The following is a 22397-nucleotide window of genomic DNA, read 5'->3' on the forward strand; positions in this document are numbered from 1 at the left end:
CGCCGGTAGGCTCGCCCCCGATGAACCGCCGGTCGACCGTCCTCTTCTCCGCTCTCGAGGCGTTCCTCGTGGTCGGCATCGGCATCGGCATCCCGCTGTCGATCCTCACCGTGATGTGGGCGGTGCAGTTCGGCTTCCAGCTCGACTGGCTGCCGTTCTGGCGCGCCGCGGTCGACATCTGGGCGCTCGGCCACGGCGCCGACGTCACGTTCACGCTCGACCCGGTGACCGCCGCGGCCGTCGGCGCCGACGCGGCGGCCGAGCCGTTCCTCGTCTCCCTCGCCCTCCTGGGCTTCGCGGCGCTCACGCTGCTCGCCGGGTGGCAGATGGGCCGGCGATCGCTGGGCGAGCCGCACCGGGCGCTCGGCGGCGCGGTCGCGATCGCGGGCATCCTCGTCATCGGCGGTCTCGCGGCGCTCAGCGCGACCCACCCCGCGGCTCTCATCGCGCGCGGGCAGACCGCGATCTTCCCCGCCCTCGTCTTCGCTCTCGGCTTCGGCGTCGCCTCGCTCGACGCGCGCGGTCCGTGGCGCGAGCGGGCGGATGCCCTGCTCGAGCGCCTCCCCTCCCTCGCGCGCGGCATCATCGGCTCGGCGCTGCGCCTCGGCTCCGGCGCCGTCATCACCGTCGTCGGCGCGGCCGGCGTCGTGACGGCCGCCGCGCTCGTCCTCGGCTACGGGCAGGTCATCGCCCTGTACGAGAGCGTGCAGGCCGACGTGCTCGGCGGCATCGCCCTCACGGTCGGGCAGCTCGCGCTCATCCCGACCGTCGTGCTCTGGACGGCCTCGTGGCTCATCGGCCCCGGGTTCGCGATCGGCACCGGCTCGGCGATCTCGCCGCTCGGCACCGTCGTCGGGCCGCTCCCGGCCGTCCCGCTGCTCGGCGCCCTGCCGACGAGCGATGCGAGCCCCGGGCTCGTGGTGGTGCTCGTGCCGGTGCTCGCGGCCTTCGTCGCGGGCGTGCTCGTGCGGCCGCGGCTCGTCGCCGCGCTCGGCCCCGACCGGCGACCGGAGCCCTGGGCGCTCGCGACGGCGGGGGCGGCGGCGCTCGCCGCGGGCATCCTCGCCGCCTTCTCGGCCTGGATCGCCGCGGGCGCGGCGGGCCCGGGTCGCCTCGCGACGGTCGGCCCCGACCCGGTCGCCGTGGGGGTCTGGATGCTCGTCGAGACGCTCGTCGGCGCCGCACTCGGCCTGCTCGCCGGGGGAGTGCGCCTGCCGTGGGCCCCTCGGGCGTCCGATGCTCATCCGCGCAGCGAGTAGCCTGGGAGCGTGCTGCGGGTCGTCGTTCTGATCTCGGGCGGCGGGTCGAACCTGCGCGCTCTGCTCGAGGCGTCGGCGCACGCGGACTACCCCGCGCACATCGTCGCGGTCGGCGCCGATCGCGAGGCCGACGGTCTCGCGCACGCCGAGGCCTTCGGGATCCCGAGCTTCACGGTGCCGTACTCGTCGTTCCCCTCGCGCGAGGCCTGGGGCGACGAGCTGCTGACGACGATCCGCGAGTGGGAGCCCGACCTCGTCGTGCTGAGCGGGCTCATGCGCCTGCTGCCCGCGACCGTCGTCGACGCGCTCGCCCCGACCATCATCAACACGCACCCCGCCTACCTGCCCGAGTTCCCCGGCGCCCACGGCGTGCGCGACGCGCTCGCGGCCGGTGTCGAGCAGACCGGCGCGAGCGTCATCGTCGTCGACGCGGGCGTCGACTCCGGGCCGATCCTCGCGCAGGAGCGCATTCCGGTCCTCCCCGGCGACACCGAGCACAGCCTGCACGAGCGCATCAAGCCCGTCGAGCGGCGCCTGCTGATCGAGACCGTGCGCGGCATCGCCACGGGCGAGATCGACCTCGCCGCCCTCTAGAACCGCACCCCACCACCCCACACTCGAGGAGCACCCCCATGGCCGGCCCCGCCCACGACCCCGCCTCGTACCGCCACCGCGACGCCGTGCCCGTGCGCCGCGCGCTCGTGAGCGTGAGCGACAAGACCGGGCTGCTCGAGCTCGCGGCGATTCTCGCGAGCGCGGGCGTCGAGATCGTGTCGACGGGCTCGACGGCGTCGACGATCGCGGCGGCCGGGCATCCGGTCACGGAGGTCTCGAGCGTCACGGGCTTTCCCGAGGCGCTCGACGGGCGCGTGAAGACCCTGCACCCGAGCGTGCACGCGGGCGTTCTCGCCGACCTGCGCCTCGAGAGCCACGAGCGGCAGCTCGCCGAGCTCGGCATCGCCGCCTTCGACCTCGTCGTCGTGAACCTCTACCCCTTCGTCGAGACCGTCGCGAGCGGCGCCGAGGGCGACGCGGTCGTCGAGCAGATCGACATCGGCGGCCCCGCGATGGTGCGCGCCGCGGCGAAGAACCACGCCAACGTCGCGATCATCGTCGACCCGGCCGACTACGTCATGATCAGCAAGGCCGTGACGCTCGGCGGTACGACGCTCGCGCAGCGCCAGCGCTTCGCCGCGAAGGCGTTCGCGCACACCGCCGCGTACGACACCGCCGTCGCCGGCTGGTTCGCCGACTCGCTCGGCATCCGCGCCGAGCATCCCGCGGCCGGCGGCAGCCCCGCGACGATCGACGTGCACGCGACGCTGCAGCAGGTGCTGCGATACGGCGAGAACAGCCACCAGGCCGCCGCGCTCTACCGCGTCGACGGCGCGCAGGGCATCGCCCACGCGCGCCAGCTGCACGGCAAGGAGATGTCGTACAACAACTTCGTGGACGCCGACGCCGCCGTGCGCGCCGCGTACGACCACGAGGCTCCCGCCGTCGCGATCATCAAGCACGCGAACCCGTGCGGCATCGCCGTCGGGTCGAGCATCGCCGAGGCCCACGCGGCCGCCCACGCGTGCGACCCCGTGTCGGCGTTCGGCGGCGTCATCGCCGCCAACCGCGTCATCACCGCCGAGGCCGCCGCGTCGATCGCGCCGATCTTCACCGAGGTCGTCGTCGCTCCCGGCTTCGAGCCCGAGGCGCTCGAGCTGCTGATGGAGAAGAAGAACATCCGCCTGCTCGAGCTGCCCGCCGGCTTCGCCGTGCCGAGCGTCGAGCTGCGCCAGGTGAGCGGCGGGATGCTGCGGCAGCAGGCCGACCACCGCTTCGCACCGGCCTCCGACTGGACGCTCGCGAGCGGCGAGCCCGCCGACGATGCGACCCTCGCCGACCTCGAGTTCGCGTGGCGGGCCTGCCGCGCCGTGAAGTCGAACGCGATCCTGCTCGCCGCAGGCCTCGCCTCGGTAGGCGTCGGCATGGGCCAGGTCAACCGCGTCGACTCGTGCCACCTCGCGGTGTCGCGCGCCGGAGACCGGGCGCGCGGCTCGGTCGCGGCGAGCGACGCGTTCTTCCCCTTCGCCGACGGCCTGCAGGTGCTCATCGACGCGGGCGTGCGCGCGGTCGTGCAGCCCGGCCGCTCGGTGCGCGACGAGGAGGTCATCGCGGTGGCCCAGGCGGCCGGCGTGACGATGTACCTCACGGGCGAGCGGCACTTCTTCCACTAGGCGCCGACCCGGAACCGGTGTCGACAATCCCTCCGCTCCGGGTCTAAGCTGGAAGGCTACGCTGCGCCGCTCCCGATCGGGGGCGGTCGCAGCCCGGCACCGCACCAGCAGCCACCAGCATCCGCCACCTGACTGCGGCATCCGCCGCTTCGATGCGCGCCCCGACACGATCGGAGCGCGCCGCCAGAGGACCACCATGTCGACGACGCAGCACGACCGACCCCGCTTGAGCACGGCCAGGGCCATCGCCCGGCTGTACCCGTACGCGAAGCCGGCGATGCCGCGCATCTACCTCGGCATGGTCGCCGCGCTGCTCGCCGGAGTCGTCGCGCTCGCGATCCCGCTCGTGCTGCAGCAGCTCGTCGACGGGCCGCTGTCGTCGGGCTCGTCCGAGGCGATCGTGCCCGCCGTCGTGCTCGTCCTCGTGCTCGGCGTGCTCGAGGCCGTCATGATCGCCCTGCGCCGCTGGTTCGTGCTCACGCCCGGCACCCACATCGAGGCGCGCATGCGCAACGGCCTCTACGCGAAGCTGCAGGACCTCCCCGTCGCCTTCCACGACCGGTGGCAGTCGGGCCAGCTGCTGTCGCGCGCCGTGAGCGACCTCAACCTCATCCGCCGCTGGATCTCGTTCGGCCTCGTGCTGCTCGTCGTCAACGTCGTGACGATCGTCATCGGCTTCGGCGTGCTCGTGTACTGGAACCTCTGGCTCGGACTTCTGTTCCTCGTGTGCTCGGCCCCGCTCTGGATCTACGGCTACGTCTTCGAGAAGAAGTACTCGGTCATCTCGCGCCGCGCGCAGGACCAGCAGGGCGACCTGGCGACAGCGGTCGAGGAGAGCGTGCACGGCATCCGCGTGCTCAAGGCGTTCGGTCGCGGCAAGCACTCGCTGCTGAAGTTCGCCGACCAGGCCGAGCTGCTGCGCTCGACCGAGATCGAGAAGGCGCGCTCCGTCGCCGGCATCTACTTCTGGCTCATCATGATCCCCGACGTCGCCTTCGCGCTGTGCCTGCTGGGCGGCGTGGGGCTCGCGGCGGCGGGCGAGCTGAGCGTGGGCGAGCTGCTGGCCTTCTTCGCCACGGCGACGGTGCTGCGCTTCCCCGTCGAGTCGATCGGGTTCCTGCTCGCCATGACCTACGACACGCGGTCGGCGACCGACCGATACTTCGAGGTCATGGACGAGGTCAATGCGATCGTCGACCCCGCGCATCCGGCCACGATCGGTGCGCCCGAGGGGCGGCTGACGTTCGAGAACGTGGGGTTCCGGTACCAGGATGCCCCTGCCGACCGCCCCGGGACCCTCGCGGGGCTCGTTCTCACCCTCGAGCCCGGCGAGACCATGGCGCTCGTCGGCATCACGGGCAGCGGCAAGACGACGCTCACCGCGCTCGCGACGCGCCTGTACGACGTCACGAGCGGGCGCGTTCTGCTCGACGGCGTCGACATCCGCGACCTGTCGCGCGAGGAGCTGCGCCGCCACATCGCGATGGCCTTCGAGGACGCGACGCTGTTCTCGGCGAGCGTGCGCGACAACGTGCTGCTCGGCCGCCCCGAGCTCGAGGGCGACGACCCCGCGGTGCGCGCCGAGGCCGACCGCGTGCTCGCCGAGGCGCTCGAGATCGCCCAGGCCGACTTCGTGCACCGGCTGCCCGACGGCGTCGACACGACCGTGGGGGAGGAGGGGCTGAGCCTCTCCGGCGGCCAGCGGCAGCGCCTCGCACTCGCGCGCGCGGTCGCCGCGCGCCCCGCGGTGCTCGTGCTCGACGACCCGCTCTCGGCGCTCGACGTCGACACCGAGGCGCTCGTCGAGGCGGCGCTGCGGCGCGTGCTCGCGACGACGACCGGACTCATCGTCGCCCACCGACCCTCCACCGTGCAGATGGCCGACCGCGTCGCCCTCCTGCAGGAGGGGCGCATCACCGACGTCGGCACCCACAGCGAGCTGCTCAGGCGCAACGAGCACTACCGCTACGTCATCTCGTCGCTCGAGGACGAGGAGCTCGCTCAGACCGAGCGCGAGGATCGCGAGCTCAAGCTCGCGGAGGAAGAGGGTCGGCGCCGCGAGGCCGTCGATCGCGAGTCGCGCGTCATCGAGCGCGACGGGGAGGTCAAGCGATGAGCGTCACCGGTGTCGAGGGCGAGGAGAGGGACGACTTCTCGAAGGCCGAGTCGCGCGCCCTGCGTCGGCGATCGCTGCGCCTGCTCGGGTCGCTCGTGCGCCCGGTGCGCGGTCGCGCCATCGCGACGATGGCGGTCATCGTGCTGTCCATCGCGCTGCAGGTGGCCGGTCCCGCTCTCATCGCGGCGGGCATCAACCGAGGACTCCCGGCGCTGCAGGGGCAGGGCGACTGGATGCCCGTGGTCCTGATCGTGTCCGCCTACGTTCTGACGGGCGTGGCCGGCGCGAGCTTCATCGCGCTGTTCCAGGTGATGGCGGCGCGGCTGAGCCAGGCCATCCTGCTCGACCTGCGCAAGCGCGTGTTCCTGCACACCCAGCGGCTGTCGCTCGAGTTCCACGAGTCGTACACCTCGGGGCGCATCATCGCGCGGCAGACGAGCGACCTCGACTCGATCCGCGAGCTGCTCGATGCGGGGCTCACGCAGCTCGTCTCGGGCGCCCTCTACATGGGCTTCACCGCCGCCGCACTCGTGCTGCTCGACCCCACCTCGGGCCTCGTGCTCGCGGTCGCGCTCATCCCGCTCATCGCGCTCACGCGGTGGTTCCAGGTGCGATCGCAGAAGCTCTTCCGGCAGACGCGCGTGGCCTCCGCGCGCCTCATCGTCCAGTTCGTCGAGACCATGACGGGCATCCGCGCCGTCAAGGCGTTCCGGAAGGAGAAGCGCAACGAGGAGCACTTCGGCGGACTCGTCGAGGACTACCGGCACGCCAACGCGCGCGTGATCCAGGTCTTCGGCATCTTCGATCCCGGGCTCGTGCTCATCGGCAACATCACGGTCGCGGCCGTGCTCCTCGTCGGGGCGTTCCGGATCATCGAGGGCGACCTGCTCATCGGCTCGCTGCTCGGCATCGTTCTCTACACCCGTCGGTTCTTCGACCCGGCGGAGGAGATGGCGATGTTCTACAACTCGTACCAGTCGGCCGCCGCCGCGCTCGAGAAGATCTCGGGCGTGCTCGAGGAGAAGCCGTCGGTGCCCGACCCCACGACGCCGATCGACCTGTGGAAGGCGCGCGGAGCCGTGCACTTCGACCAGGTGCGCTTCTCGTACAACGACGACTCGGTCGTGCTGCCGCGCCTCGAGCTCACCATCCCGGCCGGGCAGACGATCGCGCTCGTCGGCACGACGGGGGCCGGCAAGTCGACGCTCGCGAAGCTCATCGCGCGCTTCTACGACCCCAGCGAGGGCGCGGTGACGCTCGACGGCGTCGACCTGCGGAAGCTGCACCCGAAGGATCTGCGGCGCGCGATCGTCATGGTCACGCAGGAGGCGTACCTGTTCTCCGGCACCGTCGCCGACAACATCGCGCTCGGCAAGCCCGAGGCGACGCGCGACGAGATCGTCGCGGCGGCGCGCGCGGTGGGGGCGCACGAGTTCATCGAGTCGCTGCCCGACGGGTACGACACCGACGTCAACAAGCGCGGCGGCCGCGTCTCGGCGGGGCAGCGGCAGCTGATCTCGTTCGCGCGGGCGTTCCTCGCCGACCCGGTCGTGCTGATCCTCGACGAGGCGACGGCGTCGCTCGACATCCCGAGCGAGCGGCTCGTGCAGATCGGCCTGCAGACGCTGCTCGCCGACCGCACCGCGGTGATCATCGCGCACCGGCTCTCGACCGTCGCGATCGCCGACCGCGTGCTCGTCATGGAGCACGGCGAGGTGATCGAGGACGGCACGCCGGCCGAGCTCATCGCCGGGTCGGGGAAGTTCGCGCAGCTGCACGCCGCCTGGCGCGAGTCGCTCGTCTAGGGGCTCTGCGGAAGGCGAGTCGCGCGGCGCGGTCGGCGCGCTCCGTCGGCGCGGTCGCGCTAGCGCTCGACCGCGCCGACGTGCAGCGCGACCACGCCGAGCCCCGGCACCTCGGCCGTGAATCGACCCTCGCCGTCGACCTCGATCACCTCGCCCGACACCGCGTCGGTGTACCGGCCGGCCACGAGCGACGTGTCGAAGCTCGCCGTCGCGCCCGTGGCGCCCGCGTTGAAGGCGACGAACCCGTAGGCGCCGCGGCCGAATGCCGTGACGCTGCGCAGCTCGCGCGCCTCGAACTCGGTCGCGTCGGTGAGAGGAGCGTCTCCGACCGCGGCGCGGAAGGCGAGCATGCCGCGCACGAGATCCCAGCTCTGCGGGCACACCCAGGTGCCGGGCTCGTAGCGCGGACGCGGCTCGGCGGGGGCCTCCGCGCAGGAGGCGTCGATGACGCGACCGGAGTCGTCGGCCGGCGCCCCGGCATCCCGCCCCTCGAAGGCGTAGCCCGAGGTCAGCTGCGGCGTTCCGTACGGGTGGGCGAGGAGGAACGCCGTCGCGAGGGCGTACGCCTCGCCGTCCTTGTACGAGAGCGTCTCGCCGTTGCGCTCGGTGTCGTGATTGTCGACGAAGGCGATCGCCTGCTCGCTCGGCAGGGTGCGGCCCTCGGGGCCGAAGCGCACCTCGGGGTTGAGCGCGCCGGTCTCGATCATGCTCGTGAGGGTGCGGGCGTAGGCGAACTCCCATACGGGGCCGGTCGCTGCGTAGTCCTCCGGCTGGATGGGCTCGCCCTGGCCGCGGATGACCTCCTGGTAGACGCGCGTGCCCTCCGGGAGGCCGTCGACGATCGCGGCGATGTCCTCCGGCGGCATGTGCTTCGCGGCGTCGATGCGGAAGCCCGCGACGCCGAGCGACAGCAGGTCGTCGAGGTAGGCGCGCAGCCGCTCGCGCACCCGGTCGGTCTCGGTCGCGAGGTCGGCGAGGTTCACGAGCTCGCAGCGCTGCACCTCGGCGCGGTCGCGGTAGTCGATGATGTCGCCCGTCGGAGACTCGGTGCAGGAGTGGAAGTCCGCAGGCGTGAACAGCCCCGGGTAGCGGTAGTGCTCGTACGCGCTGCCCGCCCAGCCGACGCCGGGGTCGTCCTGCCCCGACATGTGGTTGATGACGGCGTCGGCGACGACATCGACGCCGGCCTCGCCGCACGACTCGACCATGGCCGCGAACTGCTCGCGCGAGCCGAGCCGCGACTCGATGCGGTGCGACACCGGCTGGTACGCGACCCACCACTGCGGCCCGACGACGTGCTCCTGCGGCGGGCTCGTCAGCACCCAGTCGATGCCGATCTCGCCCAGGGCCGGGCATTCCGCGGCGATCGCATCCCACGTCCACTGGAACATGAGGATGCCCGCATCGCGCCGATCCTGCGGCTCCGGCGGCTGCGAGGCCGGGGTGCAGGCCGCGAGCACGAGCAGCACGGAGGCGGCGAGCCCCGCGAGCGCGGTGCGCGCGCGGCGGCGGGCGGCCGGAGGTCGAGCGGGTCGGGTGCGGCGCATCGGGACACTCCTTCGTGCAGTCTGCAAGCGCTTGCACAGAGTGTACGGTGCGCCGGGCATCCCGCCCATCGCGCCGCTCAGCTGAAGCGGTGCCGCGCCTGCGCGAGATCGATGCGGTAGGCGTCGGGCTCGCCGCGGTCCCCGACCCAGCGCAGGGGAGTGCCCTCGCGCTCGTAGTGCTCGAGCGCCTCGACCTCGTGGCCCGCGGGCGGGCGGCCGTCGGATCCGATGACGCGCCACCAGGGACCGGTGCCGTCGGAGGTGGCGAGGATGCGCCCGACCGCTCGGGCGCCCAGCGAGCCGAGCTCGGCGGCGACGTCGCCGTAGGTCATGACCCGACCGGCGGGGATGTCGCCGACGATGACGTGCACGAACGCCGCGAAGTCGAGGGGCGACTCGCTCATGTGCGACCGCGCTCGGGCCGGGAGAGGGCGTCCGCGCGTATCGGGCGGGTCTCGCGCATCAGACGGGCAGCGACCCGATCTTCTCGCCGTACTCCGTCTCGCCGACCTCCTCGAATCCGAGTCGGCGGAAGAACTCGCCCGGGCCCTCCTCGCCGGTCTCCCAGATGACGGTCACGGTCTCGAAGCCGCGTGAGCGGGCTTCCTGGGCGAGCTCGCGCACTGCGAACCGCCCGACGCCGCGACCCTGCTTGGTGGCGTCGACGTTGATGCGCCAGATGCAGCTGCGGAACTCGGGCTTCTCGTGATCGGGGTCGAAGTTGCCGCGGATGAAGCCCACGACCTCCTCCCCGTCGAGCACGACGCGCGCCCACGTCGTGGTCGGGTTGAGGTACGCGTCAGCGGCCGAGTACGAGACGGGAGTGACGAACTGCTCCTGCCCGGGCCGCAGGGTCAGGCCGTTCGCGGCCACGATGGTCTTCGCCGACAGTTCTTCCAGTCTCAGATCGCCCATGACCCCAGGGTAGTCAGAACGTGCGCCGAGCATCCGACCGATTTATCTCGACGTCGAGACAGATGACCCGACGCGGTAGGATCGAGCCGGGCCTCACCGTGCCCCCGATCGGCCGCCATCGCGGCCCCGGGCCGTCGACCACCTCGACGCCCGTGAACGTGCGAAAGGATCCCTGTGCAGAAGATCAAGGTCGAAGGCACCGTCGTCGAGCTCGACGGCGACGAGATGACCCGCATCATCTGGCAGTTCATCAAGGACCGCCTCATCCACCCGTACCTCGATGTGACGCTCGAGTACTACGACCTCGGCATCCAGCACCGCGACGAGACCGACGACCAGGTCACGATCGACGCGGCCCACGCCATCCAGAAGCACGGCGTCGGCGTGAAGTGCGCGACGATCACGCCCGACGAGGCGCGCGTCGAGGAGTTCGGCCTCAAGAAGATGTGGAAGAGCCCCAACGGCACGATCCGCAACATCCTCGGCGGCGTCATCTTCCGCGAGCCGATCATCATCTCGAACATCCCGCGCCTCGTGCCCGGCTGGAACAAGCCGATCATCATCGGCCGCCACGCGTTCGGCGACCAGTACCGCGCGACCGACTTCCTCTTCAAGGGCAAGGGCACGCTGACGGTCGAGTTCACGCCGGAGGACGGCTCCGAGCCGCAGAAGTTCGAGGTCTACCAGTCGCCCGGCGACGGCATCGCGCAGGTGCAGTACAACCTCGACGCGTCGATCCGCGACTTCGCCCGGGCCTCGCTCAACTACGGCCTCGCGCGCAACTACCCCGTGTACCTCTCGACGAAGAACACGATCCTGAAGGCCTACGACGGCCGCTTCAAGGACATCTTCCAGGAGATCTACGACGCCGAGTTCAAGGACCAGTTCGAGGCCGCCGGCATCACCTACGAGCACCGCCTCATCGACGACATGGTCGCCTCGGCCATGAAGTGGGAGGGCGGCTACGTCTGGGCCTGCAAGAACTACGACGGCGACGTGCAGTCCGACACCGTCGCGCAGGGCTTCGGCTCGCTCGGCCTCATGACGAGCGTGCTGACGACGCCCGACGGCAAGATCGTCGAGGCCGAGGCGGCCCACGGCACGGTCACGCGCCACTACCGCCAGCACCAGCAGGGCAAGCCGACCTCGACGAACCCGATCGCGTCGATCTTCGCGTGGACGCGCGGCCTCATGCACCGCGGCAAGCTCGACGGCAACGCCGAGCTCATCACCTTCGCCGAGACCCTCGAGGACGTCGTCATCACGACCGTCGAGAGCGGCAAGATGACGAAGGACCTCGCGCTGCTCGTGAGCCCCGACCAGGCGTGGATGACCACCGAGGACTTCCTCGAGGCCCTCGACGAGAACCTGAAGCAGCGCCTCGGCGCCTAGCCGACCGAGAACGACCGGATGCCCGTGGCCGCGTGCCACGGGCATCCGTCGTCTGCGGCGACTTGCGCGCATATACCCCCCGGGGTATTCTGACGCCACGGGCCGAACCGACGCCCCCTCCACCGGAAGGAACCACCATGTGCTCTCCCGCCCGCTGCGACCGTTGCGGCAAGACCACCTGGGCCGGCTGCGGCCAGCACATCGAGCAGGCGCTCGAGGGAGTCCCCGCCGAGCAGCGCTGCACCTGCGACTGACGCGCACGGTGCGCGTCACGAGGTTGCCCGGTCCGGGACGGACGACTCTGGCGCCCGCCCCCTCGGCACGATAGACCTGGGAGCGTGACCCGCGTCCTCGACCTCGCCCGCCGCATGCCCCTCGTGGCCCTCGCGCTCGTCATCGGCGCGATCGGGCTCGGGCTTCTCGCCGCCGGCGCGGAGCCCGCGGCGCGGTGGGGCATCTCGATCTTCGCGCTGACCGTCGCCGCGATCGAGGCGGTCCGCATGATCAGGGGGCTGCTCTCCGGGCAGTTCGGTCTCGACATCCTCGCCGTCACCGCGATCGTCAGCACGGTGGTCGTCGGCGAGTACTGGGCGAGCCTCGTGATCGTGCTCATGCTCGCCGGCGGCGAGGGGCTCGAGCTCGCCGCGGCCGGTCGCGCCCAGCGCGAGCTGCGCGCGCTGCTCGACCGCGTTCCGCAGCTCGCGCACCGCATCGACTCTACGGGCGCGATCACCGACGTGCCCGCGGCGGATGTCCGGGTCGGCGACCGCCTGCTGGTGCGGCCCGCCGAGATCGTGCCCGTCGACGCCGAGCTCACGAGCGCGCATGGCGAGTTCGACGAGTCGTCGCTCACGGGGGAGAGCCTGCCCGTGGAGAAGGCGGCGGGCGACCTCGTGCTGAGCGGGTCGGTGAACGGCTCGGCCGCGCTCGAGGTCGTCGCGGCGGCCGCCGCGGTCGACAGCCAGTACCAGCGCATCGTCGAGCTCGTCCGCGAGGCCTCCAGCAGCAAGGCGCCGCTGGTGCGGCTCGCCGACCGCTACGCGCTGCCGTTCACGGCCGTGTCGCTCGGCATCGCGGGCGTCGCATGGGCATTGAGCGGCGACCCCGTGCGCTTCGCCGAGGTGCTCGTCGTCGCGACCCCGTGCCCCCTGCTCATCGCCGCGCCCGTCGCGTTCATGGGCGGCATGAGCAGCGCCGCGAAGCGCGGCATCGTCATGAAGAGCGCGGCCTCGCTCGAGAAGCTCGCGCGCGCCCGCACGGTCGCCTTCGACAAGACGGGCACGCTGACCGCGGGCCGCCCGGAGGTCGTCGGCGTCCACCCCCGTGACGGGCTCGCCGCCGACGAGCTGCTGCGCCTCGTGGGCTCGGCCGAGCGGTACTCGTCGCACGTTCTCGCCGCCTCGCTCGAGCAGGCCGCGGTCGAGCGCGGCCTCGCACTCGCGGAGTCGGCCGACGCCCGCGAGGTCGCGACCTTCGGAGTCACGGCGACGGTCGACGGCCGCAGCGTCGTCGTCGGCAAGCCGGCCTTCGTCGCCGAGCACGCGCCCGACCTCGAGCGGGTGACGACGGCGAGCGGCGAGGCCGTCGTCTACGCCGCGATCGACGGGCGCTTCGCCGGCACCCTCGTGCTGCGTGACGGCGTGCGCGGCGACGCCGCCGCGACGCTCGATGCTCTCGCCCGCCTCGGGGTGACGCGCACGCTCATGGTGACGGGCGACGTCGAGGCGACCGCGCGGCCGATCGCCGACGCGCTCGGCATCGACGAGCTGCACGCCGAGTGCCTCCCGGAGGACAAGGTCCGGCTCATCCGAGAGGCCCGCCCGCGCCCCGTCGTCATGGTCGGCGACGGCGTCAACGACGCGCCCGTCCTCGCCGTCTCCGACGTCGGCATCGCGATGGGGGCGAAGGGCTCGACTGCGGCGAGCGAGTCGGCGGATGTCGTGATCCTGCTGGACGACGTCTCGCGCGTCGCGCGCGCCGTCGCCATCGGGCACCGCACGGTGCGCATCGCCCTGCAGAGCATCTGGCTCGGCATCGCGATCTCGATCGGGCTCATGATCGTGGCGTCGATCGGGCTCCTGCCCGCGATCGCGGGAGCCGCGCTGCAGGAGGTCGTCGACCTCGTCGCCATCCTGGGCGCGCTGCGCGCCGTGCGGGCCGGAGCGGCGCCCGTGCCCGGTCTCGACGATGCGCCGCGGGCGCGCCCGGCCGCGGCGCGAGAGTCACTCGTCGACGACGAGCCGGCTCAGTACCCCGCGAAGTAGTCGGTGCGCACGCGCTTCGCCCCGGCCGAGCGCAGGGCCGTGCGGCCCGCCGCGACGAGCGCCGGAGCCCCCGACACGTAGCCGCGCCGCCTCGCGATGTCGGGCACGGCCCCGCGCAGGCCCTCGGCGGTGAGCGCGCCGCGCGCGAGCGTCACGACGCGCGCGCCCGACGCCTCGAGCACGTCCGCGTAGAGCGACTCGTCCTCGCCCGACGGGATCACGACGATCACGACGTCGCGCTCGTCGCCGAGGCGGCGCAGCTCGTCCAGCTGGCTCGCGAACGGGGTGATCCCGATGCCGCCGGCGACGAGGACGATGGGCTCCGTCGGGTCACGCGGGAGGAGGAAGTCGCCGCTCACCTGCGTCACGCGCACGAGCGACCCCGGCTCGAGCGCGGCGAGCGCGCGCTTGAACGAGGAGCCCTGCTCGGGCATTCGGAGACCGATCGCGATCTCGGGGGCGTCGCCGACCGCCGCCGACGGCGCCGAGGCGATCGAGAAGACGCGGCGCGTGCCGCGGACGTCGGCCGAGTGCGGAAGGTGCAGCTCGAGCCACTGGCCGGCCGCGAACCGCACGGGCCGCGTCGGGGCGAAGCGGAACTCGGTCGCGGTCGGCGAGAGCGCGCGAGAGCCCGTGAGGCGCAGCGCGAACCCGGGGCGGCGCGAGACGGCGAACGCGACGACGTTGCCGAGCAGGAGCGCGAGCTCGGGCGAGGTGTAGATGAGCACGGGGCCCAGCGGGAACGAGAACGGGATCGAGAACGCGACGGCGACGACGGCCGCCGTGAGCCACTGCTGCCAGCGCCGCGGCGGCAGGGTGAGGGGCTCGGAGAGCATGTACCCCGCGAGGAATACGACGGGGTAGACGACGAGCACGGACAGGTAGGCGTCGAGCGGCGTGGCGCCCGTGAGGACGAGCCGCGTGCCGATGATCGCGACCGTGAGCACGACGAGCACGACGCCCACGTCGAGCCGCCGCGTGCGGTCGAGCAGCACGAGGGCGCCGAGCGCGACGATCGGCAGCATCTCGGGCGTCGCGATCCACCAGATGCCGACCGTGAGGCCGAACAGGCCCGCGACCCACACGCCCGTCGCCGCGGGGTTGAGGATGTGGCGTCCGCGCCAGACGAGCAGGTACTTCGACAGCGCGGCGATGACGCCCGCGGCGGCGGCGCCGACGAGATCCATCGTCGCGACCGACGGCGGCACGAGGCACACGATGATGAGCGCCGTGATGACGCTCGACTCGCGATGCGGCACGACGCGCGCCGCCCGGGCGGCGATCTCGTTCGCGCCGAGCGTCGCGACGCCGACGACGCCGAGCGTGCCCAGGAGTCCGATCGGGTCGGCCCCGATGATGTCGAGAGCACCGAGCAGGAGGCCCATCGCGAGCACGGCGGCGAGGGTGATCGTCGCCAGGCGGTACATGCTCACACGGCCGGTCAGGGCATCCACGGTCGCTCTCATCGGTACAGCTCGCCCTCCCAGTTCGCGCTCGCCTCGAGGCGGCCGTCGCGGAACATCCTCGCCCACGCGAATGCGAACGCGCCCTCGAGCTCGCGCGGGTCGACGAGGAAGAGCGCGGTCGCGAGACCGTCGGCCTCGAGCGCGGTCGGCGCGATCGCCCACGTGCCGATGACGTCGTCGACCGGCCGGCCCGTGACGGCGTCGATGATGTGGTGCAGCCCCTCGCCCCATGTGCGGCGCGACGGCGACGACGCGCACAGCGCGGCATCGCGCAGCTCGACGACGCCCACCGCCTTCGACGGGTTGGCGGGGTTCTCGAGAGCGATGCGGATGCCCGCTCCGCCCCGATGACGGATGTCGCCGCTGCCGTCGACGACCGTCTGGGTCGCGCCGCGGGCCGCGAGCAGGTCGCCGACGATGTCGACGAGGTGGCCCTTCCCGGCCGCGCCGACGTCGAGCAGCACGGGCCGCATGGTCGTGAGTCGCACGGCGCCCGCGTCGTCCGTCGCGAGGTCGAGGAGCTCCTCCCACGCCGGCGCCGGCAGCGGCTCGCCCGCGGGCCGCAGCCGGTAGGCCGCGTCGTAGCCGAGCCGCTCGAGGGAGGCGCCGACGAGCGGGCTCACCCGCCCGCGACTGAGCGCGTGCAGCCGCGCGTACAGCCCCAGCAGCGGCGCGGCGTCGTCGGGGAGCTTCCACGTCCCCCCGTCGCCCGCGGCGGCGATGGCGGACACGAGCGAGTCGGGTCGGAAGCGCGACCAGTCGAGGTCGAAGCGCTCGACGCGCTCGGCGACGGCGGAGCGGTCGGACTCGTCGAGGGGTCGGTCGGCATCGATGCGCCAGGCGGTGCCGATCGCCTCGAAGAGCCAGGCGTCGCCAGCGCTAGCCGACGAGGGCATCCGCCTTGATCGTCTCGAGGGCCTGGCGGAATCCGCCGCTCGTGAGCGACGAGCCGGCGACGCGGGTGACGTCGAGGGTGTCGATGTCCTTTCCGACGACCTCGGCGGCGATCCCGCCGGCGAACTCGCCCTGGAAGCGCTCGGTCGTGGGGTTGTTGGCGTTGGTCGTGACGACGACGTCGGTGACGATGTCGCCCTCGAGCGTCAGCTCGACGATGATGCTCTCGCCGCCGTTCGGGCTCTGGTACTCGCCGGTCGCGGCGTATCTGCCGTCCTCGTAGACGGCCGAGGTGTCGGCGTCGGCTCCCGTCGCGGGCTCGATCGGGGCCGGGGCGCCGGAGACGGGTCCCGCGGCGCATCCGCTGAGCGTGCCGAGCAGGGTCGCGGCCGCGGCCGACGCGTACAGCGGGGCGACGAGGAGGCGGGACGTGCGGGTCATGGTGTCTCCGGGCGACGGTGGTCGAGTGGGCGGGCGGAGCGGAGAGCGGCGGTGGGTCAGCGCGTGGGCGGACACCAGCATCCTGGGGCTCGATGGGTATTCGCTGTAGTCGGCCGGGACGATTGCTCCACGGCGCATGAATGCTCGCCGATCGAAGAGCCCCGGGCCGCAGCACGACCGAGACAGAAAAGGTTGTCCACCCCCCTTCGCGGGACATAAGGTGAGCGAATCCACGGTTGCAGGACTCTCTGCAGCGCCCACCTCCACACGAAGGATGCACAACGCTGTGACACCTAGGGCACGCCGTACCTCGGCACACCATCCCATCCGTTCCCTCCTCTCTCTCGCCACCGGTACCGCGCTCGTCGCGGCGGGTGTGCTCGCGGCGCCGATGACGTCGACCGCGGCCCCCGCCGATCGCGCGGCATCGGTCGCCTCGTTCGAGGACGGCCGCTACGTCGTGCTTCTCGCCGACGACGCGGTCGCCACCTACGAGGGCGGCGTCGCCGGCCTCGCGCGCACCGCGCCGAAGAAGGGCGAGCAGCTCGACTCGAACCGCTCGGCCGTCGCGAAGTACCGCCAGTACCTGAAGCAGCAGCAGAGCGAGATCGCCGCGACCGTCGACGCCGCCGTCGGCGCGTCGTACACGACCGCGGTCAACGCCTTCACCGCCGACCTCACCGCGGCGCAGGCGGCGAAGCTCGCCGCGCAGCGCGGCGTCGTGGCGATGGCGCCCGACGAGCTGCTGAAGATCACCTCCGTCCCCGGCACCGAGTTCCTCGGTCTCGAGGGCCCCGGCGGGGTCTGGGAGCAGGTCGGCGGCGCCGAGACCGCCGGCGAGGGCATCGTCATCGGCGTGCTCGACACCGGCATCGCCCCCGAGAACCCGTCCTTCGCCGGCGACAAGCTCGGCAAGTCCCCGGGCGACGCCCCCTACCGCAAGGGCACCTCGATCATGTTCGAGAAGGCCGACGGCGGCATGTTCGCCGGCGTCTGCCAGACGGGCACGCAGTTCTCGGTCGACGACTGCTCGACGAAGGTCATCGGCGCCCGCTACTTCGTCGACGGCTTCGGCTCGAAGAACATCGGCAGCGTGAAGACCGGCCCCGGCGAGTTCCTCTCGCCGCGCGACGGCGACGGCCACGGCTCGCACACCGCGGGCACCGCGGCAGGCAACCACCTCGTCGAGGCGAGCGTCTCGGGCATCGACTTCGGCACCATCTCCGGTGTCGCGCCCGCTGCGAAGATCGCCGCGTACAAGGTCTGCTGGAACGGCAAGGACGCCGCCTCGACCGCCGATGACGGATGCGCGACGAGCGACCTGCTCGCGGGCATCGACGCGGCGACTGCCGACGGCGTCGACGTCATCAACTACTCGATCGGCGGCGGCGCCGCCGACTCGACGGTGTCGATCATCGACCAGGCCTTCCTCGGCGCTGCCGCTGCGGGCATCTTCGTCTCGGCGTCCGCCGGCAACTCCGGCCCCGACGCCTCGACGCTCGACAACGCGAGCCCGTGGATCACGACGGTCGCCGCGAGCACCATCCCCTCGTACGAGGCCACGGCCACGCTCGGCGACGGACAGGCCTTCGCGGGCGCGTCGATCACCGTGGACATGACCGAGGGCGCTGAGCCCACGACCGGAGCGCTCGTGCTCTCCGACGTGCTCGGGGCCGCGACCGCGACCGCCGCGGACGTCAAGCTCTGCGCCCCGAACTCGCTCGACGCGAGCAAGGTCGCCGCGGGCACGATCATCGTCTGCGACCGCGGCGTGTACGACCGCGTCGCGAAGTCGGCCGAGGTCGCCCGCGTGGGCGGCATCGGCATGATCATGGTCAACGTCACGCCGGGCTCGGTCGACGCCGACGCGCACTCGGTGCCGAGCATCCACCTCAACAGCCAGTACCGCGACGCGGTCCGCGCCTACGCGGCGACTCCCGGTGCCACGGCGAGCCTCGCGTTCGGCAACTCGACGGATGTCGTGACGGCCGTTCCGCAGGTGGCCGGCTTCTCGTCGCGCGGCCCCGTGCTCGCCGACGGCAGCGACATCCTGAAGCCCGACATCTCGGCGCCCGGCGTGGGGATCCTCGCCGCGACGTCGCACCGCGAGGGGAACGCTCCGACGTTCAACTTCCTCAGCGGCACGTCGATGGCGGCTCCGCACATCGCGGGTCTCGCGCTGCTCTACCTGGGCGAGCGTCCGAACGCGACGCCGGCCGAGGTCAAGTCGGCGCTCATGACGACGGCCTACGACACGAAGAAGGTCGACGGCTCGCCGATGACCGACCCCTTCACGCAGGGCGCCGGTCACGCCGACCCGACGCGGTTCTTCGAGCCGGGCCTGCTCTACCTGAACGGCCTCGGCGACTGGTACAGCTACATCGAGGGCATCGGCTACGAGCTGGGCGACAGCGTCGACCCGGTGGACGCGAGCGACCTGAACCTCGCCTCGCTCACCGTCGGTGAGATGACCGCACCGCAGACGCTCACCCGCACGGTGACGTCGACGCAGGCCGGCACCTTCACCGCCTCGGTGCAGGGCATGGCGGGCATGGACGTCACGGTCGAGCCCTCGACGCTGAGCTTCGGCGCGGCCGGCGAGACGGCGACGTTCACGGTCACCTTCGCGCGCACCACGGCGCCGCTGGACGCGTACGCGACCGGCTCGCTCACGTGGACCGCGGGCGAGACCACGGTGCGTTCGCCGCTCGCGGCCAAGCCCGTCACGATCATCGCCGCGGCCGAGGTCGCCGGCGAGGGCGTCGACGGCTCGGTCGAGATCAGCGTGACGCCGGGCGGCACGGGCGACATCGCCCTGTCGACGACGGGGCTGTCGGCGGGCGAGGTGCTCTCGGGCAGCGGCGCGACCGGCTTCACCGGCGAGTACACGGTCGAGGTCCCGGAGGGAGCCGCGATGGCGCGCTTCGACCTCGACTCGCTCGACGACACGGCCGACCTCGACCTCATCGTGTACCAGCTCGATGAGACGGGGACTCCGATCGCGGTCTGGTCCTCGGCGACGGGAGCGGCCGACGAGCGCGTCGACCTCGTGGCGCCGGAGGCGGGTCAGTACCTCGTCCTCGCCGACGTCTACTCGGCGTCGGGCACGGTCGGCTGGGATCTGACCGTCACCTCGGTGGTGCCGGGAGGTGCCGAGCTCGCGCTCGACCCCGCGGTCCTGGCGGGCGAGCAGGGAATCCCGACGACCTACACCGCGTCGTGGAGCGGGCTCGAGCCCGACTCCAGCTACCTCGGTCTGGTCAACTACGGCGAGACGGGCGCGTTCACGGTCGTGACCGTGGACACGGGAGTCGTCCCGACTCCGTAGCGCAGTGAGACCACGACGGCCCGGGTCCTGTTCAGGAGGCCCGGGCCGTCGTCATGCGCGGCCGGGACCGCGACGGGGTGAGATCGGAGAAAATGCTTGCGCATTGATTGTTCGTAAGGTGTACTAACAATCATGAGCTCGCAGGGACGCGACCCGCATTCGCCGACGACGCAGATCGGCGGCGCGCAGCGCACCCTGCGCCCGAGCGCCAAGGTGCTCCCCGAGCAGGCGCGCTCGCACAACCGCTCGCTCGTGCTGCAGACGCTCTACCGCCAGGGCCCGCTCAGCCGCGCGGATCTCGCGCGCGAGACCGGGCTCACGCGCGTGACGATCGGCGACCTCGTCGGCGGCCTCATCGGCGAGGGTCTCGCCCTCGAGCTCGGCGCGCGCGTCGACCCGACCCGCCCCGGCAAGCCCGCGATCCTGGTCGACCTCGACCGCGACGGCCACCGCATCATCGGCCTCGACCTCAGCGATACCGCCGTGTTCCGCGGAGCCCTCATCGACCTCGATGGCCGCATCGTCGAGCGCCGCGAGGTCGCCGCCGTCGGGCTGACGGGGGCGGATGCCACGGCAGCGGCCCTGACGCTGGCCGAGGGCCTCGCCGCGAGCGCCGACCGCCCGGTGCTCGGCGTCGGCGTCGGATCGCCCGGCATCGTCGACCTCGCCGGCACGGTGCTGTCGGCGCCCAATCGCGGCTGGATCGACGAGCCGCTGCAGCGTCGGCTGCAGGAGGCGCTCGGCCTTCCCGTCATCGTCGGCAACGACGCGAACGCCGCGGCTCTCGCCGAGTACGGCTTCGCGGGCGCCTCGGCCGACCTCATGCTCGTGGCCGTCGGGTACGGCGTCGGCGCCGGCCTGCTCATCGCCGGCAGCCCCATCTTCGGTGCCCGCTTCGCGGCGGGCGAGATCGGTCACGTCGTCGTCGGCACCGACGGCGGCGAGGCGTGCGCGTGCGGCAAGCGCGGCTGTCTCGAGACCTGGCTCGCGGTTCCTCGGCTGCAGGCGCGCATCGCGGCCGGGCAGCCGCGCGAGCACGTGCTTCGTCAGGCGGGCGAGCGCCTCGGCATCGCCCTCGCGCCCGTGGTGGGCGCCCTCAATCTCAGCGAGGTGGTGCTCTCGGGCCCCGTCGAGCTGCTCGACGGCGACCTCGCCGAGGCCACCGTCGAGACACTCCGTCAGCGCACCATGGACCAGTTCCACGGCGACCTGACGGTGCGCATGACCACGCTCGGAGCCGACATCGTGATGCGCGGCGCTGCCGTCATGGTGCTCTCCGCGCGACTCGGGGTCTCGTAGACCCCCGCACCAAGGGTGTCGAGCGCCCCCGCGCCCGGCACGACCATCGCCCTAGGAAAGGAACACAGTGATGAGGAAGATCAGCATCGTCGCATTCGGTGCGGCTGTTGCACTCGCCCTGGCGGGCTGCGCCGCCGCGGAGCCCGCGGGCTCCGACGGCGAGGCCGAGGGCGCGGAGATCCGCGTCTGGCTCGTCGGGGCCGACACTCCCCAGGAGGCGCGCGACTACCTCAAGGAGACCTTCGAGGACGAGAACCCCGGCAGCACCCTCGTGATCGAGGAGCAGGCCTGGGGCGGTCTCGTCGACAAGCTGACGACGGCTCTCTCGGGCTCCGACAGCCCCGACGTCGTCGAGGTGGGCAACACGCAGGCCGCGGCCTTCACGACGGCGGGCGCGTTCCTCGACATCACCGACGAGTACGACGCTCTCGGCGGCGACGACCTGCTGCCGGGATTCGTCGAGGCCGGCTCGGTCGGCGATGCCTTCTTCGCCGCTCCGTACTACTCGGGTGCGCGCGTCGTGTTCTACGACACCGCGCTCTACGAGGAGCTCGGCCTCGAGGTGCCGACCACGCTCGACGAGTACATCGCGAACGGCCAGGCGATCGCCGAGGCGAAGCCCGGCGTCTCGGGCATCTACTTCCCCGGCCAGGACTGGTACAACGCGCTTCCGTACATCTGGGAGAACGGCGGCGACATCGCGACGCTCGACGGCGACGAGTGGGTTCCGGCCCTCTCGACCGACGGCTCGATCGCGGGTCTCGAGATGGTGCAGGAGGTCATGACCACGGCCTCCGTCGCCCCGAAGGACGGCAACGAGGCCGAGGCGCAGGTGCCGTACTGCGCCGGTCAGATCGGGCACCTGAGCGCTCCGAGCTGGTTCAAGTGGAGCATCCTCGCCCCGGCCGACGCCGAGGCGCCCGGCTGCCCCGAGCGCGAGGCCAGCCTCGGCGTCTTCGCCCTCCCGGGGCTCGACGGCGGCCCCGCCCAGGTCTTCGCGGGCGGCTCGAACATCGCGGTCTCGGCCAACTCGGCCAACCCCGAGCTCGCGAAGAAGGCGCTCGCGATCATGCTGAGCGACGAGTACCAGTCGATCCTCGGCGGCGCGGGCCTCGTGCCGGCGCTCACGAGCCTCGGCGACACCGTGGGCACCGACGCGACCGCGCAGGCGATCGCGCAGGCGGCGAGCAACGCCAAGCTCACGCCGGCCTCGCCCGCGTGGGCCGAGGTCGAGGCCTCCGGCGTGCTGCAGGACTTCTTCGTGAAGATCGCGCAGGGTGGCGACGTCGCCGACCTCGCGGCCGAGACGGATGCCCGCATCGCGGAGATCCTGAACCCGTAATCCCGCGGCGGCGCGGGCCCATTGCCCCGGAGCTCGCGCCGCAGCCCTCGCCCCACCGGTGGTGGCCAGTTGCCCCTGGCCACCACCGGACGGTGACCATC

Annotated in this window: 16 protein-coding genes; 10 read left to right on the plus strand and 6 right to left on the minus strand. The window is 72.4% G+C overall.

All coding sequences use genetic code 11. The features are described from left to right. The first annotated feature begins 20 nt into the window (after nucleotides 1-20). From ASC54_RS04450 to ASC54_RS04470, 5 genes are all read left to right on the plus strand, one after another. Nucleotides 21-1259 carry a DUF6350 family protein gene (locus tag ASC54_RS04450; protein WP_156376724.1) on the plus strand — a complete coding sequence of 413 codons (1239 nt, stop codon included), beginning with the start codon at nucleotides 21-23 and terminating at the stop codon, nucleotides 1257-1259. 9 nt (nucleotides 1260-1268) lie between these two features. Then, a complete protein-coding gene (purN, locus tag ASC54_RS04455; protein WP_055896913.1) occupies nucleotides 1269-1853 on the plus strand; it encodes a phosphoribosylglycinamide formyltransferase in 585 nt (194 codons plus the stop codon). A gap of 38 nt (nucleotides 1854-1891) precedes the next feature. Beyond that, nucleotides 1892-3487, plus strand: coding sequence for a bifunctional phosphoribosylaminoimidazolecarboxamide formyltransferase/IMP cyclohydrolase (gene purH, locus ASC54_RS04460; protein ID WP_055896916.1), 1596 nt, complete (start codon nucleotides 1892-1894; stop codon nucleotides 3485-3487). A gap of 196 nt (nucleotides 3488-3683) precedes the next feature. After that, a complete protein-coding gene (locus ASC54_RS04465) occupies nucleotides 3684-5603 on the plus strand; it encodes an ABC transporter ATP-binding protein (RefSeq protein WP_082514841.1) in 1920 nt (639 codons plus the stop codon). Beyond that, a complete protein-coding gene (locus ASC54_RS04470) occupies nucleotides 5600-7408 on the plus strand; it encodes an ABC transporter ATP-binding protein (protein ID WP_055896918.1) in 1809 nt (602 codons plus the stop codon). The genes ASC54_RS04465 and ASC54_RS04470 overlap by 4 nt, the downstream gene beginning before the upstream one ends. Nucleotides 7409-7467: 59 nt before the next feature. Here ASC54_RS04470 and ASC54_RS04475 read toward each other — a convergent pair whose 3' ends face one another. From ASC54_RS04475 to ASC54_RS04485, 3 genes are all read right to left on the minus strand, one after another. Continuing rightward, the gene (locus tag ASC54_RS04475) at nucleotides 7468-8955 is read right to left on the minus strand and encodes an alpha-amylase family protein (RefSeq protein WP_055896922.1); all 1488 of its coding nucleotides are present in this window, start codon (nucleotides 8953-8955) and stop codon (nucleotides 7468-7470) included. Between the two features lie 77 nt (nucleotides 8956-9032). Beyond that, a complete protein-coding gene (locus tag ASC54_RS04480; protein WP_055896924.1) occupies nucleotides 9033-9359 on the minus strand; it encodes an MGMT family protein in 327 nt (108 codons plus the stop codon). 58 nt (nucleotides 9360-9417) lie between these two features. Beyond that, nucleotides 9418-9870, minus strand: a complete 453-nt coding sequence (locus tag ASC54_RS04485) for a GNAT family N-acetyltransferase (RefSeq protein ID WP_055857051.1) — start codon at nucleotides 9868-9870, stop codon at nucleotides 9418-9420. 174 nt (nucleotides 9871-10044) lie between these two features. Here ASC54_RS04485 and ASC54_RS04490 point away from each other — a divergent pair, with 174 nt between their 5' ends. Both ASC54_RS04490 and ASC54_RS04495 read left to right on the plus strand, forming a co-directional pair. Next, a complete protein-coding gene (locus ASC54_RS04490; protein ID WP_055896927.1) occupies nucleotides 10045-11262 on the plus strand; it encodes an NADP-dependent isocitrate dehydrogenase in 1218 nt (405 codons plus the stop codon). 368 nt (nucleotides 11263-11630) lie between these two features. Continuing rightward, nucleotides 11631-13526 (plus strand): heavy metal translocating P-type ATPase, encoded by a 1896-nt coding sequence (locus ASC54_RS04495; protein ID WP_055897978.1) that lies wholly within the window; start codon nucleotides 11631-11633, stop codon nucleotides 13524-13526. Here ASC54_RS04495 and ASC54_RS04500 read toward each other — a convergent pair. The 3 genes from ASC54_RS04500 to ASC54_RS04510 are packed head-to-tail and all read right to left on the minus strand — an operon-like array spanning nucleotide 13508 to nucleotide 16327. Beyond that, entirely contained in the window at nucleotides 13508-14980 is a 1473-nt protein-coding gene (locus ASC54_RS04500; protein ID WP_055896929.1) for an FAD-dependent oxidoreductase, read from the minus strand. The two genes, ASC54_RS04495 and ASC54_RS04500, sit on opposite strands and share 19 nt — an antisense overlap. Before the next feature lie 8 nt (nucleotides 14981-14988). Beyond that, nucleotides 14989-15888 carry an FAD:protein FMN transferase gene (locus ASC54_RS04505; RefSeq protein WP_055896930.1) on the minus strand — a complete coding sequence of 300 codons (900 nt, stop codon included), beginning with the start codon at nucleotides 15886-15888 and terminating at the stop codon, nucleotides 14989-14991. Continuing rightward, nucleotides 15872-16327, minus strand: a complete 456-nt coding sequence (locus ASC54_RS04510) for a hypothetical protein (protein ID WP_055896932.1) — start codon at nucleotides 16325-16327, stop codon at nucleotides 15872-15874. Before ASC54_RS04510 ends, ASC54_RS04505 begins: the two co-directional genes overlap by 17 nt. Nucleotides 16328-16718: 391 nt before the next feature. Here ASC54_RS04510 and ASC54_RS04515 point away from each other — a divergent pair, with 391 nt between their 5' ends. The 3 genes from ASC54_RS04515 to ASC54_RS04525 all read left to right on the plus strand — a co-directional run bounded on the left by ASC54_RS04515 (nucleotide 16719) and on the right by ASC54_RS04525 (nucleotide 22296). Next, entirely contained in the window at nucleotides 16719-19655 is a 2937-nt protein-coding gene (locus ASC54_RS04515; RefSeq protein ID WP_156376725.1) for a S8 family serine peptidase, read from the plus strand. 132 nt (nucleotides 19656-19787) lie between these two features. Beyond that, a complete protein-coding gene (locus ASC54_RS04520) occupies nucleotides 19788-20954 on the plus strand; it encodes an ROK family transcriptional regulator (RefSeq protein WP_055896936.1) in 1167 nt (388 codons plus the stop codon). A 70-nt stretch (nucleotides 20955-21024) separates the two neighbouring features. Continuing rightward, nucleotides 21025-22296, plus strand: coding sequence for an extracellular solute-binding protein (locus ASC54_RS04525; protein WP_082514843.1), 1272 nt, complete (start codon nucleotides 21025-21027; stop codon nucleotides 22294-22296). Nucleotides 22297-22397: the final 101 nt, after the last annotated feature.

Origin of the sequence: Yonghaparkia sp. Root332, from assembly GCF_001425665.1 — a bacterium.
In the GTDB taxonomy this organism is placed as follows: Bacteria; Actinomycetota; Actinomycetes; order Actinomycetales; family Microbacteriaceae; genus Microcella.

Bases quoted from the DNA above. Each gene is read 5' to 3' on its own strand.
- ASC54_RS04485 (WP_055857051.1), bottom strand. From the start codon at position 9,870: ATGGGCGATCTGAGACTGGAAGAACTGTCGGCGAAGACCATCGTGGCC.
- ASC54_RS04510 (WP_055896932.1), bottom strand. From the start codon at position 16,327: ATGACCCGCACGTCCCGCCTCCTCGTCGCCCCGCTGTACGCGTCGGCC.
- ASC54_RS04520 (WP_055896936.1), top strand. From the start codon at position 19,788: ATGAGCTCGCAGGGACGCGACCCGCATTCGCCGACGACGCAGATCGGC.
- ASC54_RS04450 (WP_156376724.1), top strand. From the start codon at position 21: ATGAACCGCCGGTCGACCGTCCTCTTCTCCGCTCTCGAGGCGTTCCTC.
- purH (WP_055896916.1), top strand. From the start codon at position 1,892: ATGGCCGGCCCCGCCCACGACCCCGCCTCGTACCGCCACCGCGACGCC.
- ASC54_RS04475 (WP_055896922.1), bottom strand. From the start codon at position 8,955: ATGCGCCGCACCCGACCCGCTCGACCTCCGGCCGCCCGCCGCCGCGCG.
- ASC54_RS04470 (WP_055896918.1), top strand. From the start codon at position 5,600: ATGAGCGTCACCGGTGTCGAGGGCGAGGAGAGGGACGACTTCTCGAAG.
- ASC54_RS04465 (WP_082514841.1), top strand. From the start codon at position 3,684: ATGTCGACGACGCAGCACGACCGACCCCGCTTGAGCACGGCCAGGGCC.
- ASC54_RS04505 (WP_055896930.1), bottom strand. From the start codon at position 15,888: ATGCCCTCGTCGGCTAGCGCTGGCGACGCCTGGCTCTTCGAGGCGATC.
- ASC54_RS04495 (WP_055897978.1), top strand. From the start codon at position 11,631: ATGCCCCTCGTGGCCCTCGCGCTCGTCATCGGCGCGATCGGGCTCGGG.
- ASC54_RS04480 (WP_055896924.1), bottom strand. From the start codon at position 9,359: ATGAGCGAGTCGCCCCTCGACTTCGCGGCGTTCGTGCACGTCATCGTC.
- ASC54_RS04525 (WP_082514843.1), top strand. From the start codon at position 21,025: ATGAGGAAGATCAGCATCGTCGCATTCGGTGCGGCTGTTGCACTCGCC.
- ASC54_RS04515 (WP_156376725.1), top strand. From the start codon at position 16,719: ATGACGTCGACCGCGGCCCCCGCCGATCGCGCGGCATCGGTCGCCTCG.